This window comes from Streptomyces sp. NPDC002788 (genome assembly GCF_053592115.1).
This window is the reverse complement of sequence record NZ_JBSFVB010000013.1, coordinates 203,971-218,805: the sequence shown is the minus strand read 5'-3', so window position 1 is coordinate 218,805 and position 14,835 is coordinate 203,971. Positions and strand designations below refer to the sequence as shown.

The window sequence follows — 14,835 nt, the reverse complement described above, 5'->3', positions numbered from 1 at the left end:
TCGAAACTGGGTTCCCGGGTCCGCGGAAGCCTGGAACGCGTGATCGGTGGTGGCAGCAGAGTTCGTGGTGACCCGGGAGGGGCCGACCGGTGCACGCCGGCGCGGGAAGAAGCGGGCACCGCGGGTGCCGGCTGCTCCGTTCACCGTGGCCGCGCCGTCGGGGCCCGGGTCGGTGACCGGCCGCGGCCGACGGCGATGGACGAGAGGTGCTGCGTGTGCCGTGGCCCGCACCGCGATCGGGCCGGCACCTCGGTCACCGTCAGCGGGCGGATCCGGCAAACGCGTGCAACTGGGCCGGGTGGGGGCGGAGGACGCGCGGAGGGCGGAGCGGAGACCGTTCGCGCGGTCACCGGACAGGTCCCGGCGACCGCGCGTCGGCCGGCACTGGTCAACACCGGCAGGAGCGGTAGAGTCCGTCGACATGGAGCACGAGGTGTTCGTTCCGGTGTCGGCCGAGCGGCTCAGGGAGGTGCTGGACGACCCGGCGCGGGTCGCCCGGGCGGTTCCCGGGCTCCAGCAGGACGCGGGCGCCGAGCCCGTCACCGGGCGGCTGAAGATCCGGGTCGGCAGTCATTCCGTCACCTATCGCGGTGCCGTACGACTGTCCCGGCGGGACGACGACTCCTACGCGGTCGAGGGCGAGGCCGAGGAGTCGCGCGGCAGCGGCTCGGTCACGCTCGCGCTGCGGATCGCCCTGCGGGAGGCGGAGGAGGGCTGCACCGTCGTGTTCGACGGCACGGCCTCCGCGGAGGGGCGGATCACGGACCTCCCGGCGGACGCGGTGGAGGGTGCCGTCACCCGGCTCCTGACCCGTTTCGCGGAGCACCTGGCCGAGGCGGCCCCCGAGACCACGACGCCCCCCGCGACGCAGGACTTCGGACCCCGGGCCACTTCGGACCACGAGACGACCCCCGACACGGACGACACGCCGCCTCCGCCGGGACCCGACGAGCGGACACCGCCTCCCGCGTCCGGCGACGACACGACCGGGCCCGGCCTCACCGAGGAGCCCCGAGCCGCGTTCGGGGCCGGCGTCCCGCCCTCCGCTCTCGAACCCCCGGCACCCTCGGAGGAAGACGACGAGGAGGACATCGCCGAGGCGGCTCATGCGCGGCGGACCATGATCGGGCGCAGTGCCGAGGAGGTGGACCACGCCCCGCCGCGTGGCCGGTACGCCCCCGTGCCCGCCCCGCAGACCGTGACTGCGCCGGGCTCCCTGCGCTGGGCGGCCCCCGCTGCGGCCCTGGCGGTGGCCTCGGCCGTCGTCGCCGTCCGGGCCCTGCGCAGACGGCGCTGAGCCACGACCGGCCGTACCCGCCGTGTCCGCCCCGCGCGGACACCTCCGAAGGCGACCCGCGAGCCGCCCTTGATCACCCCAGTAGGGTCGTCCCGTGAGTGAGGAAGAGATCACGCTGACCGCGGGTGACGCGGAGGTGACCGTGCAGCCGGGGAACGGCGGCCGGGTCGGAGGGCTGCGGATCGGCGGCGTGGAGCTGCTGCGGCAGGGCGAGCGGTTCGGCTGCTTCCCGATGGTGCCGTGGTGCGGGCGGATCCGCGACGGGCGGTTCCTCGACGGCGCCGTCGTGCGGCAGATGCCCCTCGACGCCCCGCCCCACGCCATCCACGGCACGGCCCGCGACGGTGCCTGGCGCACCGCCCGTACGAGCACGGACGAGGCCGTCCTCACCTTCGAGCTCGACGCCCCCTGGCCGCACCCGGGCCGCGTCACCCAGGTCGTCGCGCTCGCCGAGGACACCCTGACGCTGACCATGTCCGTGGAGACGTACGAGTCGTCCTTCCCGGCGCAGATCGGCTGGCACCCCTGGTTCAACCGGAACCTCGGCGGCGAGGACGTGCGCCTCGACTTCGCCCCCGCCTGGCAGGAGGAGCGCGGCGACGATCACCTGCCCACCGGCAACCGCGTCGAGCCGAAGCCCGGCCCCTGGGACGACTGCTTCGGGATGCCCGACGGCGTCGACGTGACGCTGACCTGGCCGGGGCAGCTGGAGCTGAAGCTGGCCAGCCGGGAGAAGTGGGTCGTCGTCTACGACGAGCAGGAGGCGGCCGTGTGCGTGGAGCCGCAGACCGGCCCGCCCAACGGGCTCAACACCCTGCCGCGCCTGGTCACGCCCCTGGAGCCGCTGGAGGCCACCACCACCTGGAGTTGGCGACCCCTAAGCTGGGCGCCATGACGGACACACGCGGCGCGCTGCTGCAGCAGATCAAGGACAAGGCCGTGGTGCACGGCAAGGTGACCCTGTCGTCGGGCATCGAGGCCGACTACTACGTCGACCTCCGCCGCGTCACCCTCGACGGCGAGGCCGCCCCGCTCGTCGGGCAGGTGCTGCTCGATCTGACCGCGGAGCTGGAGTTCGACGCGGTCGGCGGCCTCACCATGGGCGCCGACCCGGTCGCCGCCGCCATGCTGCACGCGGCCGCCGCCCGCGGCAAGCGCCTGGACGCCTTCGTCGTGCGCAAGGCCGCCAAGGCGCACGGGCTGCAGCGGCGCGTGGAGGGCCCGGACATCGCCGGCCGCCGTGTGCTGGTCGTCGAGGACACCTCCACCACCGGCGGCTCCCCGCTCACCGCCGTCGAGGCCGTGCGCGAGGCCGGAGCCGAGGTCGTCGCCGTCGCGACCATCGTCGACCGGGCGACCGGCGCCGCCGAGAAGATCCAGGAGGGGGCCGGGGTGCCGTACCTCTTCGCCTTCTCCAAGGACGAGCTGGGCCTCGACTGACCAGGGCGTGGACGGTGGCCTGGACCTTCCGGCCAAGTCTGGAAAGATGGGGCCGACGATGACGTCGCACCCCAAGGTCTAGGTCAGGGCCGTTAGACACAGCAGTACGTCAACCCGCAGATACAAGGAGCGGACGCATGCCCATCGCAACTCCCGAGGTCTACAACGAGATGCTGGACCGGGCGAAGGCAGGAAAGTTCGCCTACCCGGCCATCAACGTGACCTCCACCCAGACCCTGCACGCGGCCCTGCGCGGTTTCGCTGAGGCGGAGAGCGACGGCATCGTCCAGATCTCCACGGGTGGCGCCGAGTTCCTGGGCGGTCAGTACAGCAAGGACATGGTGACCGGCGCGGTCGCCCTGGCCGAGTTCGCGCACATCGTCGCCGAGAAGTACCCGGTGAACATCGCGCTGCACACGGACCACTGCCCCAAGGACAAGCTCGACGGGTACGTACGTCCGCTGCTCGCGCTCTCCAAGAAGCGCGTGGACGCCGGTCTGGCCCCGCTCTTCCAGTCGCACATGTGGGACGGCTCCGCCGAGACCCTCGCCGACAACCTCTCCATCGCGCAGGAGCTGCTGGAGCAGGCCCGCGCCGCGAAGATCATCCTCGAGGTGGAGATCACCCCCACCGGTGGCGAGGAGGACGGCGTCTCCCACGAGATCAACGACTCCCTCTACACCACGGTCGACGACGCGATCCGCACCGCCGAGGCCCTCGGCCTGGGTGAGAAGGGCCGCTACCTGCTCGCCGCGTCCTTCGGCAACGTGCACGGCGTGTACAAGCCGGGCAACGTCGTCCTGCGTCCGGAGCTGCTGAAGGAGCTGAACGAGGGCGTCGCCGCCAAGTACGGCAAGGCCTCTCCGTTCGACTTCGTCTTCCACGGCGGCTCGGGCTCCTCGGAGGAGGAGATCCGGACCGCGCTGGAGAACGGCGTGGTCAAGATGAACATCGACACGGACACGCAGTACGCCTTCACGCGCCCGGTCGCGGACCACATGTTCCGCAACTACGACGGTGTCCTGAAGGTCGACGGCGAGGTCGGCAACAAGAAGACCTACGACCCGCGCACCTGGGGCAAGCTGGCCGAGGCCTCCATGTCCCAGCGCGTCGTCGAGGCCTGCGGCCACCTCCGCTCGACCGGCACGAAGATCAAGTAGGCCCGGTTCGCTCGCGTGGAGCCCGGTACCTCCTGAAGGTGCCGGGCTCTTCCGCATGCTCTCCGCATGCCCGATGGCCGGCCGGCGCCGCTTGGCCCGGCGGGCCTGGCCTGCGGGATCAACAACGCGGCGGTCCGGGCGGGGCTGGTGGCGGTGGCGGCGCTGCCGTGGCCGGCCGACGGGGTGGTGCGCGGGGGCGTTGGTCGTGGGTGCGGCCGCGGTGGTGTGGAGGCCGCCGCCGGGCTGCGAGCGGCCGGAGTGCCTGACGCACGGGGGTGCGACGGCACCGCCGCTGGAGGGGAGCCGGTGCACAGGAGGTTGTCGTGGGCGGCATCCCACGCGGACCGGGTCGCGCACCCACCCCACCCGCTGCGCCGCAGGGGTCCTGATGGCGCAGACTTGGGGCATGTCCATTCACGAGAACCTTCTCGGGGGTCCGCCCCCGACCCATCTGCCCGATGATCCCGGGCCGCGGGAAATGCTCGCGTCGGGGGCCGCGCCCGTCGAGGTCGCCGCCGCGCACCCCACCTCCTCGCTCGCCTGGGCGCAGCTCGCCGACGACGCCTTCGAGCGGGGCGCGGCCGTGGAGTCGTACGCGTACGCCCGCACGGGCTACCACCGCGGGCTGGACGCGCTGCGCCGCAACGGCTGGAAGGGCCACGGTCCGGTGCCGTGGGAGCACGAGCCGAACCGCGGCTTCCTGCGAGCCCTGCACGCCCTCGCCCGTGCCGCGCAGGCGATCGGCGAGCAGGAGGAGTACGAGCGCTGCTCGCAGTTCCTGAAGGACTCGTCGCCGACGGCGGCGCAGGTCCTGGGCTGACGGTCCGTATCCGCGAGGCCCGTCCCAGGAGGCGGGCCTTGCGGTTTCGGGGGACGATTGCGGAGTATGCCCGTGGGGACCGGGGCCCCCGTGCCGGCATCGGCAGGGGCGGACCGCTACCCGGAGTAATCTGCAGGAGACAGCGATGTCCCACGAGGCTCACGAGCCCGAGACCCCGCATCTCGACTTCCAAGGCACCACGCCGTACGAGGACTACGTCAAGGCGGACGTGCTCACCCACCTCCAGCACACCCTCTCCGACGACCCCGGAGAAATGGTCTTCCTGGTGACGACCCAGGTGATGGAGCTGTGGTTCACCGTCATCGTCCACGAGTGGGAGACGGCGGCACGCGCGCTGAGGAGCGACGACGTGCCCACCGCCACCGCCGCGCTCAAGAGGTCGGTACGGGAACTGGAGGCACTCAACGCCTCCTGGAAGCCCCTGGCCCAGCTCACGCCGGCCCAGTTCAACTCGTACCGCGGCGCCCTCGGTGAGGGCTCCGGCTTCCAGTCGGCGATGTACCGGCGGATGGAGTTCCTGCTCGGCGACAAGTCCGCGTCCATGCTCGTCCCGCACCGGGGCGCGCCGCGCGTGCACGCCGAGCTGGAGAAGGCGCTGCACGAGCCGAGCCTGTACGACGAGGTCGTGCGGCTGCTCGCGCGGCGCGGGTACGACATCCCGGAGGCGGTGCTGGGGCGCGACGTGTCGCAGCGCTACGAGGCGTCGCCGGAGGTGGAGGCCGCCTGGACGGCCGTCTACTCGGGGGACGAGCTGCACGAGATCGCCCGGCTGGGCGAGGCGCTCAGCGATGTGGCCGAGCTGGTGTGGCGCTGGCGCAACGACCATCTGGTCGCCACCCGTCGCGCCATGGGTGCCAAGACCGGCACGGGCGGTTCCGCCGGGGTGGCCTGGCTGGAGAAGCGCGCGCAGAAGAACGTCTTCCCCGAGCTGTGGACGGCGCGGTCGTATGTCTGAGCTGATGGCGCGGGCGGAGAAGCTGGACGCCGCCGACGAGCTGCGCGGCAAGCGGACCGAGTTCGTCCTCGACACCGCGTCCGATCGGGCGGCTGACGCCGCGGGGGTCTACCTTGACGGGAACTCCCTCGGCGCGCTGCCGGCCGTCGTACCCGGGCGGGTCGAGGACGTCGTACGCCGCCAGTGGGGCGAGCTGCGCATCCGGTCCTGGGAGGAGAGCGGCTGGTGGACGGCGCCCGAGCGGATCGGTGACCGGATCGCTCCGCTGGTCGGGGCGGCGCCCGGCCAGGTCGTGGTCGGCGACTCGACAAGTATCAACGTTTTCAAAGCACTCGTAGGCGCGGTGCGGATGGCCGGGGAGGGGCGTGACGAGCTGCTCGTCGACGCGACGACCTTCCCGACCGACGGGTACATCGCCGAGTCCGCGACCCGGATGACCGGCCGCACGCTGCGTCCCGTGACCCCGGCTCAGGTGCCGGGCGCGCTGGGCGACCGCACCGCCGCCGTCCTCCTCAACCACGTCGACTACCGCACCGGCCGGCTGCACGATCTGCCGGCGCTGACGGCCGCCGTGCACGAGGCCGGGGCGTACGTGGTCTGGGATCTGTGCCACAGCGCGGGCGCGCTGCCCGTGGAACTGGACCGGCACGGAGTGGATCTGGCGGTCGGCTGCACCTACAAGTATCTGAACGGCGGGCCGGGTTCACCGGCGTACCTGTACGTGCGCGGCGAGTTGCAGGACCGTTTCGACTCGCCGCTGCCCGGCTGGAACTCGCACGCCGAGCCGTTCGGGATGCGGACCCGCTACGCACCGGCCCCCGGTGCCCTGCGCGGCCGGGTCGGCACGCCGGACATCCTCTCCATGCTCGCCCTGGAGGCGGCCCTGGAGGTGTGGGACGGGGTATCGGTGGAGGCCGTGCGGGCCAAGTCCCTCGCGCTGACGGACTTCTTCCTGGAGTGCGTCGCGGAGTACGTTCCGGACGGCAGGGTCGAGTGCCTGACGCCGGTGGCGCACGCGGAGCGGGGCAGCCAGATCGCCTTGCGCTGCGACGACGCCGGTGACGTGATGAAACGGCTGATCGAGCAGGGCGTGGTCGGCGACTTCCGGGAGCCGGACGTGCTGCGCTTCGGCTTCAGTCCGCTGTACGTGGGCTTCGCCGACGTGGAGCGGGCGGCGCGCGTCCTGGCCGGGACGCTGGCGTGAGCGCCGACGGGGCCGGGATCCGCTGCCCGGACCCGGCCCCGTCGTGCCGGAACGGCAGAGCCCTTCGGGCTTCACCGAGCGTGACATCCCCGTGTCCCCGCATGTCACGCGCCTGATACCGTCCCGGCCAACGGCTGAACCCTCAACTGGTAGGCCGCGTACGGTTCATCGCTGGAAGGTTGGAGCATGACGGACGACGTCGCAGCAGCACGGGCCGCTGCCGAGGAGAAGTCGGCCTTCTCCCACGCGCCCGTCGACCCCGACGCCACCGCGGCCTACGGCGACCACCCCGACCAGGTGATCGACTTCTTCGCCCCGCGCGGGCAGGGCGGTCCGGGCGGGCCCGCCCCGGTCGTCGTCGTGCTGCACGGCGGTGCCTGGCGGGCGCCCCACGACCGGCGGCACATCAGCCCCTTCGCCGGCTTCCTGGCCCGCCACGGGTTCGCCGTGGCCTCCGTCGAGTACCGGCGCGGCGGTGACGACGACGCCGTCGCGGGCCGCTGGCCCGACACCTTCGACGACATCGCCGCCGCGCTGGACGCCCTCCCGGCACTGGTACGGGAGTTGCTGCCGCAGGCCGACCCGCGCCGTACGGTCCTCACCGGCCACTCGGCGGGCGGGCACCTCGCGCTGTGGGGCGCGGCCCGGCACGTCCTGCCGGCCGGCTCACCCTGGCGCAACGACAACGCGGCGGCCCTGCGCGGTGTGGTCGCCCTGGCCCCCATCGCGGACCTGGCGATCGCCGACAAGCTGGACGTGTGCGGGGGAGCCGCACAACAACTCCTCGGCGGGGACGAGCACTTCGCCGAGCGGCAGCCGTACGCGGACCCGGCACTGCTGCTGCCCACCGGAGTCGCCACGACCCTCGTCCAGGGCCGCGCGGACCTCGACGTGCCGCAGGCGGTCGCCGAGTCGTACGCGGAGGCGGCGGCGAAGGCCGGGGAGATGGTGGGGGTGACGCTGCTGGGGGACGTGGGGCACTTCCCGCTCATCGACCCGGCGGCGGACGCGTGCGCGGTGGTGGTCGAGGAGATCGCCCAACTGGCCTGGTGAGCGGCGCTTTTCGGGGCTGGGTGGAAGCGTCCTCGGCGTACGCGTGGGAGCGGCCCCGGCGTACCCGTAGGAGCCGTCCCCGGTCATACCCGTAGTACCTGAGAGCTACGGCGCAGGTGAGTTCCCCGGTGTGACGCGGACGACGCGGCCCCCTGCGTAACTTCCCTTCCACGCAGACCCGATGGCCGGGTGCAGTGGAGGGGGACGTCCGTGGGGTTCGCATCGAGATACCGCCGTCGCGCCGGGCGGTGGCGTCGCGCCGCGCTCGCCGCCCTTGTCACGGGTGCGGTGGTTCTCCCTCTTTCGGCGGCGGTGCGACCGGAGATCCCCGCACCGCCACCCGCCTCCCTCGCTCCTCTCAGCACCTCGACGCTCGACGAGGCGTACGCGGCCAACCGCGCCAACGCCGCCGAGGCGGCCCGCATGGCCGCCGCGCACCATGACCGCGACCGCGCCGCCACGGACCGTTCGCTGGCCGCACCGGCCCGGCATCTCCTCGGGTTCGACGGCCGCGGCCCGGGCCGGGTGATCGAGGTCCTCGGCGACCTCGCCCGGGCCGACCGTATCGCCGTTCTGGTCCCCGGCTCCGACACGAGCCTCGACACCTACGGCCGGTTCCACGCGGCCGCCGCCGCCCTCCACGACCAGCTCGTCAGGCAGGCCCCGGCGGACACGCGCACGGCGGTGGTGGCCTGGCTGGGCTACGAGACGCCGGGCACGGTCAGCACGACGGTCACCACGACCGGCAGAGCGGAGCAGGCAGCCCCGCAGCTGCGCGCGCTCGTCGCCGACCTGCGCTCCCTCACGGGCGACGGCCCCCGCATCTCCCTGCTGTGCCACTCGTACGGCTCGGTCGTCTGCGGGCGGGCCGCGGCCGGGCTCGCCGTCGACGACATCGCGCTCGTCGGCAGCCCCGGCACCGGCGCGGACACCGCGGCCGCCCTGCACACCCGCGCCCGCGTCTGGGCGGCCCGGGGCGGCGACGACTGGGTGGAGAACGTCCCGCACGTCGAGGCGGACCTGTTCGGCACCACCGTCGGCTTCGGCACCGACCCCGTCTCGCCGGCCTTCGGCGCCCGGGTCTTCGCGGCCGGCGACGGCGGCCACAGCGACTACTTCAGGCCCGGCTCGCCCTCCCTGACCAACCTGACCCGGATCGTCCTGGGCGAGACCAAGGCGGTGACCCATGACTGACATCGATGTGCGCGACACCGGGGTGGGTGGCGGTGGTGTGGGCGGCACCGGGGCGCGGGGCACCGGGGTGGGCGGTGGCGGTGCGCGCGCCGATGATGCGTGCGCCGACGGTGCGTGCGCCGACGGTCCGCGCGCCGGTGCGGGGCGCGCGGATGGTGTGCGTGCCGATGGTGGGCGCGGCGATGGGGCGCGCGGCGATGGGGCGCGCGGGCCCGGTCTGCGTGGCATCCGATGCGGTCTGCGCCGCCGCGCCGACCGCATCGGCGCCGCCACCCCGCCCGGCCGCGACCGGGCCGTGGACGCCCTGCGGGCCGCCGCCGTCCTCGGGGTCGTCCTCGGGCACTGGCTGGTCACGGCCCTGGTCTCCGACAGTGGCACCCTGCGCACGGCGAGCCCGCTGCAGCACATGCCCTGGCTGGCGCCCGTCTCCTGGCTGTTCCAGACGCTCGCCGTGTTCTTCCTGGTCGGCGGCCATGTGGCCACCCGGAGCCACGCCTCGGCCCGGGCCCGTGGCGTCCCGTACCACCACTGGCTGACGGCCCGGCTGTCGCGGCTGTTCAAGCCGGTCGCCGCCGTCCTCGGCCTGTGGACGGTCGCCGCGCTCGCCCTGCTGCTGTCGGGCGCCGAGTTCGGGACGGTCCGCACGCTGGTGAAACTGGCCCTGTCCCCGCTGTGGTTCCTCGTGGTGTTCGCGGTCCTGACGGCGGCGACCCCGCTGCTGGCCCGGCTCCATCCGCTCTGGCCGCTGGCCGTCGTCCTGCACGTGGACCTGCTGCGGTTCGGGCTCGGCGGTCCGTCCTGGCTGGGCTGGGCGAACGTGGCGGCGGGCTGGATGGTGCCCTACACCCTCGGCGCGGCCTGGACCCGGGGCGAGCTGGAGCGGCGCCGCGCCGGCTGGGTTCTGCTCGGCGGCGGGGCGGCGGTGACCGCCATGCTCGTCGCGTGGGCGGGCTACCCGGCGTCGATGGTCGGCGTTCCCGGTGAGGGCATGTCCAACCTGGACCCGCCGACGCTGGCCGCGGTCACCTTCGGCCTGGCCCAGTGCGGGCTCGCCCTGCTGCTGCGCGAGCGGTTGCGGCACGCGATGCGCCGGCCTGTCGCCTGGGCCGCCGTGGCGCTCGTCAACCTCTCCGCGATGACCGTCTTCCTCTGGCACCAGACGGCCCTCATGGCCACCACGGCCACCGGGCTCCTCGCGGGCCGGCTCCCCGGGCTGCACACGCCGCCCGACTCGCTCGGCTGGGTCGGGGCCCGGCTGCTGTGGCTGCCCGTGCTGGTCGTTGCCCTCGCCGTCTGCTGGGCGGCGTTCCGTTCCTTCGAGCGGGGCGGGGGCGGGCGAAGCCGCCGGTCGCGGGTGGTGCACGCCCACCGGCCCCCCGACCGGGGCACAGCGGCGAAGGCGCGTCATGTCTAGGCTGGGCCGCGTGACGGACACGGGGGTGGGCCGCGCGCTGCGGGCGCGCGTCGAGGGCTGGCTGTGGCTACTGCGCCAGGACCTGTGGACCGTCCGGGCGGACCCGCTGCCGCCCTCCACCTGGCTGCGCTGGCTGCCGCACGGGCTGGTGTGCCTGGCCGCGCTCGGTGTCACCCTCGGCGCGGTGGGGCAGCTCGTCGACAACGGCGGGGTGGGTCCGCAGATCGCCTTCCCGCTCGGGCTGGCGCAGGGCGTTGCCATGGTGCTCGCGCTGTGGCGGCCCATCCCGGCGTGGTGGCTCTCGACGGCGGCCATGGTGCTGGGCGCCCTCGAGGTGCGCCGCCATTTGCTGGCCGGTGGCGCCCCCGGCTTCACCTGGCCCTGGACGTCGGCGGGGATCATCGGACACATGGCGGTGCTGCTGCTGCTCGCCCTGCGGGTGCGGACCCGGGTGTCCGTCGAGGCGCTCGCGCTGACCGTGCTCCTCACCTACGTCGTCCAAGGGCTGCTGGGCGCGGCCGGCTATTCGCCCACCGGGGTGCTCGCGGTCACCCTGTTCGCCGTCGTCGTGGTCCTCGGCACCGCCCTGCGCGGCCGCCGCGAGGCCCGCGCGCAACTCGTCGAGCAGACCACGCTCACCGCCGAGGAGCGCACCCGGCGCACCCTCCTGGAGGAGCGCGGCCGCATCGCCAGGGAGCTGCACGACGTGGTCGCCCACCACATGTCGGTCATCTCCATCCAGGCGCAGGTCGCCCCGCACCTCGTGGAGAACCCGCCCGACGAGCTGAGGGAGAACCTCGCGGGCATCCGGCAGAACGCGCTGGAGGCGCTGACCGAGCTGCGCCGGGTGCTGGGCGTGCTGCGCTCGGAGGACCCCGGGCCGGGGGAGTCGCCCGCCGGCCCGGGCGACGAGGCCGTTCCGCACGCCCCGCAGCCCACGCTCGACCGGCTCGACGCGCTGGTGGAGAACACCCGGGCCGTCGGCCGCGAGGTCATCACCGAGATCAACGGCGAGCCGCGTCCGCTGCCGCAGGGCGTGGAACTGTCGGCGTACCGCATCGTGCAGGAGGCGCTGAGCAACGCCCTGCGGCACGCGCCCGGCGCGAGGATCACGGTCCGTCTCACCTACGAGCCGGACGGTCTGGAAGTGGAGATCGTCAACGGCCGCCCGACCGCGCCCCCGCCACCGTCGACGGGGGCGGGCCACGGCCTGCTCGGCATGCGGGAGCGGGTCGCGATGCTCGGCGGCACCATGACGGCTCACCCGTGGCACTGGGACGGCTTCAAGGTCACCGCCTTCCTCCCGGACACCCCGCCCGCCGACGCCCCGGGCACCCATCACCCCGCGGCCCCACAGGGAGGGACTTCATGAGCGGCACCGGCAACCCCATCCGGGTTCTCATCGTCGACGACCAGGCGATGGTCCGGCAGGGCTTCACCGTGCTGCTCGGCATCCAGCCCGACATAGAGGTCGTCGGCGACGCGAAGGACGGTGAGGGCGGCATCGCCAAGGCCGCGGAGCTCGCCCCGGACGTCGTCCTGATGGACATCCGCATGCCCGGGATCGGCGGCATCGAGGCCACCGAGCGCATCACCGCAGCGCATCCGGACATGAGGGTGCTGGTGCTCACCACCTTCGACCTCGACGAGTACGTGTACGACGCGCTGCGCGCCGGGGCCTCCGGGTTCCTGCTGAAGGACGCCTCCTCGGAGCAGCTCGCCGAGGCGGTCCGGGTGATCGCGGCCGGGGACGCGCTGCTCGCCCCGGGCATCACGCGCAAGCTGATCGCCGAGTTCTCCCGGCTCGAGGGCAAGCCCCGCGCCCCGCTCAAGGAACGCATCGGCGACCTGACCGAGCGGGAGACGGAGGTGCTCGCCCTGATCGCGCAGGGCCTGTCCAACGCGGAGATCGCCCGGCACCTGTTCGTGGCCGAGCAGACGGTCAAGACCCACGTCGGCAGGATTTTGGTGAAGCTGGGCCTCAGGGACCGGACGCAGGCGGCGGTGTTCGCGTACGAGTCGGGTCTGGTGCGGCCGTCGGGGTACTGAGGGCGGGCCACGGGGCCCCGTAGTACCTGAGAGGGACGCCGGGGAACCCCTCTCACTGGGGACGACCGAGACCCCCGGTACGCCTACCGTTCTGTACGTGACCGAGACGACTCACATGCAGACCACGCCGCCGGGAGGCGGGACCAAGCCGCGCAGTCCGGAGTACCGGGTGGCGGTGGACTCCCTGCGCGGGCTGCGGCAGGACCTCATCCACGACGCGTTCGCCTACCGGCCGCTGCCCCGTAGGAGCGTGGAAGGGCGGCTCGTACGGCGGCTGCCCGCACGCCTGCGGGGGTACGCGACATGGACGCCGCACGCTCTGATAGCCCTGGCGGCCCTGTTCACCCTGTTCCTCACCAGCGTCGACACCGACGGCATGGTGCTCCTGGTCGTTCCGTTGACGGTGATACCCGTCCTGCTGACCATGATCCGGCCGGTCGGAGCGTTCTGGGCGTCCATGGCTTCCACCCCGGTGGTCGCCCTGCTCGTCGGCAACTGGAACAACTGGCCGTGGGCCGCCGGCAGCTTCGCCTGCCATCTGGCCGTGCTGACGGTCGTGGCGATACGCACCCGGCCGCGCACGGCCGGGTGGATGTGGGCACTGACGGGGCTGTACGCCATAGTCGCGGACATGGGCATAGGCCCGACCTACGTCTACGGCACCAACTCCGGCCCCATGCTCGTCTTCTCGGCCATGATCCTGCTCTGCGTCACCGTCTGGCACATCCGCCGCCACGCCGAGCAGGAGGTCACCGCCCAGCAGACGGTCACCGCGCACGAGCGCTCCCGCCGCACCCTGCTGGAGGAGCGCACCACGATCGCCCGCGAGCTGCACGACGTCGTCGCCCACCACATGTCGGTCGTCGCCATCCAGGCCGAGGCCGCGCCCTACCGAGTGGAGAACCCGCCGCCGGAGCTGGAGAAGGCGTTCGCCACCATCCGGGAGAACGCGGTGGCGGCCCTGACCGAGCTGCGCCGCGTCCTGGGCGTCGTCCGCGCCGAGGACTACGAGGCCCCGGACGCCCCGCAGCCCACGCTCGCCGACCTGGACGGGCTGCTGGCCAATGTGCGCGAGGCCGGCGTCACCGTGGAGAAGGCGGTGACCGGGGCGGTGCGCGAGCTGCCGCAGGGTGTGGAGCTGTCGGCGTACCGGATCGTGCAGGAGGCGCTGAGCAACACCCTGCGGCACGCCCCGGGCGCGAGTGCCCGGGTGGAGATCGGGTACGTTCTCGGCGGCCTGGGCCTGCGCATAGTCAACGGCCCGCCGCCCGAGCCGAACCTCATCAAACCCTCCCCAGGTGCCGGGCACGGCATCACCGGCATGCGGGAGCGGGTGTCGATGCTGAACGGCGAGATGACGGCGGGCCGCACGGACGACGGAGGTTACGAGGTGACGGTGTTCCTGCCGGTCTCCCTGCCGGACGAGGGCGACGCATGACCATCCGCGTCCTGATCGCGGACGATCAGATGATGGTGCGCGAGGGCTTCTCGGTCCTGCTGAACGCGATGCCGGACATCGAGGTCGTCGGCGAAGCGGTGAACGGCCGGGATGCCGTCGCGAAGGTCCGCGAGTTCGCCCCGGACGTCGTGCTGATGGACATCCGCATGCCCGAGCTGAACGGCATCGAGGCGACCCGTGAGATCGTCGCCGCCGACGGCGCGGCGAAGGTGCTGGTGCTCACCACCTTCGACCTCGACGAGTACGTGTACCAGGCGCTGCGCGCGGGTGCCTCCGGCTTCCTCCTCAAGGACGCCTCGGCCCGCCAGCTCGCCGATGGTGTCCGGGTGGTGGCGTCCGGGGAGGCGCTCCTGGCGCCTTCGGTGACCAGGCGCCTGATCACCGAGTTCTCGAAGCTCTCCCAGACGCCGCGCCTGATGCCCTCCGCGCAGGCGGCGTACGGCGATCTCACCGATCGGGAGACGGAGGTGCTGGTCCTCATCGCACAGGGCCTGTCGAACGCGGAGATCGCCGAGCGGCTGGTGGTCGCCGAGTCGACGATCAAGACGCACGTCAGCCGGATCCTGGTGAAGCTGGGCCTGAGGGACCGCACCCAGGCGGCGGTGTTCGCCTACGAGGCGCGGCTGGTGACGCCGGGGTGAGCGCCCAGGGACAGCGGCGAGGCAGGAAGACGGAGAACGCCTTGGCGTGATCGGGGTTCCGCCCCGTACAGCCTCACCAGCACCACCAGTCACACACGCCTGGCGCCACCTCGCCCGCGGAACGGACG

The 14,835-nt window shown here is 73.2% G+C and carries 14 protein-coding genes and 1 pseudogene; all 15 read left to right on the top strand.

Translation table 11 applies throughout. The features are described from left to right. The first annotated feature begins 421 nt into the window (after positions 1-421). The 15 genes and pseudogenes from ACWD1U_RS24610 to ACWD1U_RS24540 all read left to right on the top strand — a co-directional run bounded on the left by ACWD1U_RS24610 (position 422) and on the right by ACWD1U_RS24540 (position 14,707). Entirely contained in the window at positions 422-1,297 is an 876-nt protein-coding gene (locus tag ACWD1U_RS24610) for an SRPBCC domain-containing protein (protein WP_451110553.1), read from the top strand. 94 nt (positions 1,298-1,391) lie between these two features. Beyond that, the gene (locus ACWD1U_RS24605) at positions 1,392-2,192 is read left to right on the top strand and encodes an aldose epimerase family protein (protein WP_451110551.1); all 801 of its coding nucleotides are present in this window, start codon (positions 1,392-1,394) and stop codon (positions 2,190-2,192) included. Continuing rightward, the gene (gene pyrE / locus ACWD1U_RS24600; RefSeq protein WP_451110549.1) at positions 2,189-2,737 is read left to right on the top strand and encodes an orotate phosphoribosyltransferase; all 549 of its coding nucleotides are present in this window, start codon (positions 2,189-2,191) and stop codon (positions 2,735-2,737) included. Before ACWD1U_RS24605 ends, pyrE begins: the two co-directional genes overlap by 4 nt. Before the next feature lie 137 nt (positions 2,738-2,874). Then, positions 2,875-3,897, top strand: a complete 1,023-nt coding sequence (gene fbaA, locus ACWD1U_RS24595) for a class II fructose-bisphosphate aldolase (RefSeq protein WP_451110547.1) — start codon at positions 2,875-2,877, stop codon at positions 3,895-3,897. 99 nt (positions 3,898-3,996) lie between these two features. Further along, positions 3,997-4,204, top strand: a pseudogene (locus ACWD1U_RS24590) (MFS transporter); the annotation flags it as partial. A gap of 99 nt (positions 4,205-4,303) precedes the next feature. Beyond that, on the top strand, positions 4,304-4,717 hold the full coding sequence (locus ACWD1U_RS24585; RefSeq protein ID WP_451110635.1) for a DUF3151 domain-containing protein: 414 nt from the start codon (positions 4,304-4,306) through the stop codon (positions 4,715-4,717). Positions 4,718-4,862: 145 nt separating this feature from the next. Then, positions 4,863-5,693: a tryptophan 2,3-dioxygenase family protein gene (locus ACWD1U_RS24580; RefSeq protein WP_451110545.1), complete on the top strand. Its 831-nt coding sequence runs from the start codon at positions 4,863-4,865 to the stop codon at positions 5,691-5,693. Then, positions 5,686-6,897, top strand: a complete 1,212-nt coding sequence (gene kynU / locus ACWD1U_RS24575) for a kynureninase (protein WP_451110544.1) — start codon at positions 5,686-5,688, stop codon at positions 6,895-6,897. The genes ACWD1U_RS24580 and kynU overlap by 8 nt, the downstream gene beginning before the upstream one ends. A gap of 186 nt (positions 6,898-7,083) precedes the next feature. Continuing rightward, positions 7,084-7,950, top strand: coding sequence for an alpha/beta hydrolase (locus ACWD1U_RS24570; protein ID WP_451110542.1), 867 nt, complete (start codon positions 7,084-7,086; stop codon positions 7,948-7,950). 189 nt (positions 7,951-8,139) lie between these two features. Next, complete coding sequence (locus ACWD1U_RS24565) at positions 8,140-9,144, top strand: alpha/beta hydrolase (RefSeq protein ID WP_451110540.1); 1,005 nt, start codon at positions 8,140-8,142, stop codon at positions 9,142-9,144. Continuing rightward, positions 9,137-10,558 carry an acyltransferase family protein gene (locus tag ACWD1U_RS24560; protein WP_451110539.1) on the top strand — a complete coding sequence of 474 codons (1,422 nt, stop codon included), beginning with the start codon at positions 9,137-9,139 and terminating at the stop codon, positions 10,556-10,558. Before ACWD1U_RS24565 ends, ACWD1U_RS24560 begins: the two co-directional genes overlap by 8 nt. Continuing rightward, complete coding sequence (locus ACWD1U_RS24555; protein ID WP_451110537.1) at positions 10,551-11,930, top strand: sensor histidine kinase; 1,380 nt, start codon at positions 10,551-10,553, stop codon at positions 11,928-11,930. The genes ACWD1U_RS24560 and ACWD1U_RS24555 overlap by 8 nt, the downstream gene beginning before the upstream one ends. Continuing rightward, positions 11,927-12,607 (top strand): response regulator, encoded by a 681-nt coding sequence (locus tag ACWD1U_RS24550; RefSeq protein WP_451110535.1) that lies wholly within the window; start codon positions 11,927-11,929, stop codon positions 12,605-12,607. The genes ACWD1U_RS24555 and ACWD1U_RS24550 overlap by 4 nt, the downstream gene beginning before the upstream one ends. A 115-nt stretch (positions 12,608-12,722) precedes the next feature. Beyond that, positions 12,723-14,045 (top strand): sensor histidine kinase, encoded by a 1,323-nt coding sequence (locus ACWD1U_RS24545; RefSeq protein ID WP_451110634.1) that lies wholly within the window; start codon positions 12,723-12,725, stop codon positions 14,043-14,045. Beyond that, positions 14,042-14,707: a response regulator gene (locus tag ACWD1U_RS24540; protein WP_451110534.1), complete on the top strand. Its 666-nt coding sequence runs from the start codon at positions 14,042-14,044 to the stop codon at positions 14,705-14,707. Before ACWD1U_RS24545 ends, ACWD1U_RS24540 begins: the two co-directional genes overlap by 4 nt. The last annotated feature ends 128 nt before the right edge of the window (positions 14,708-14,835 follow it).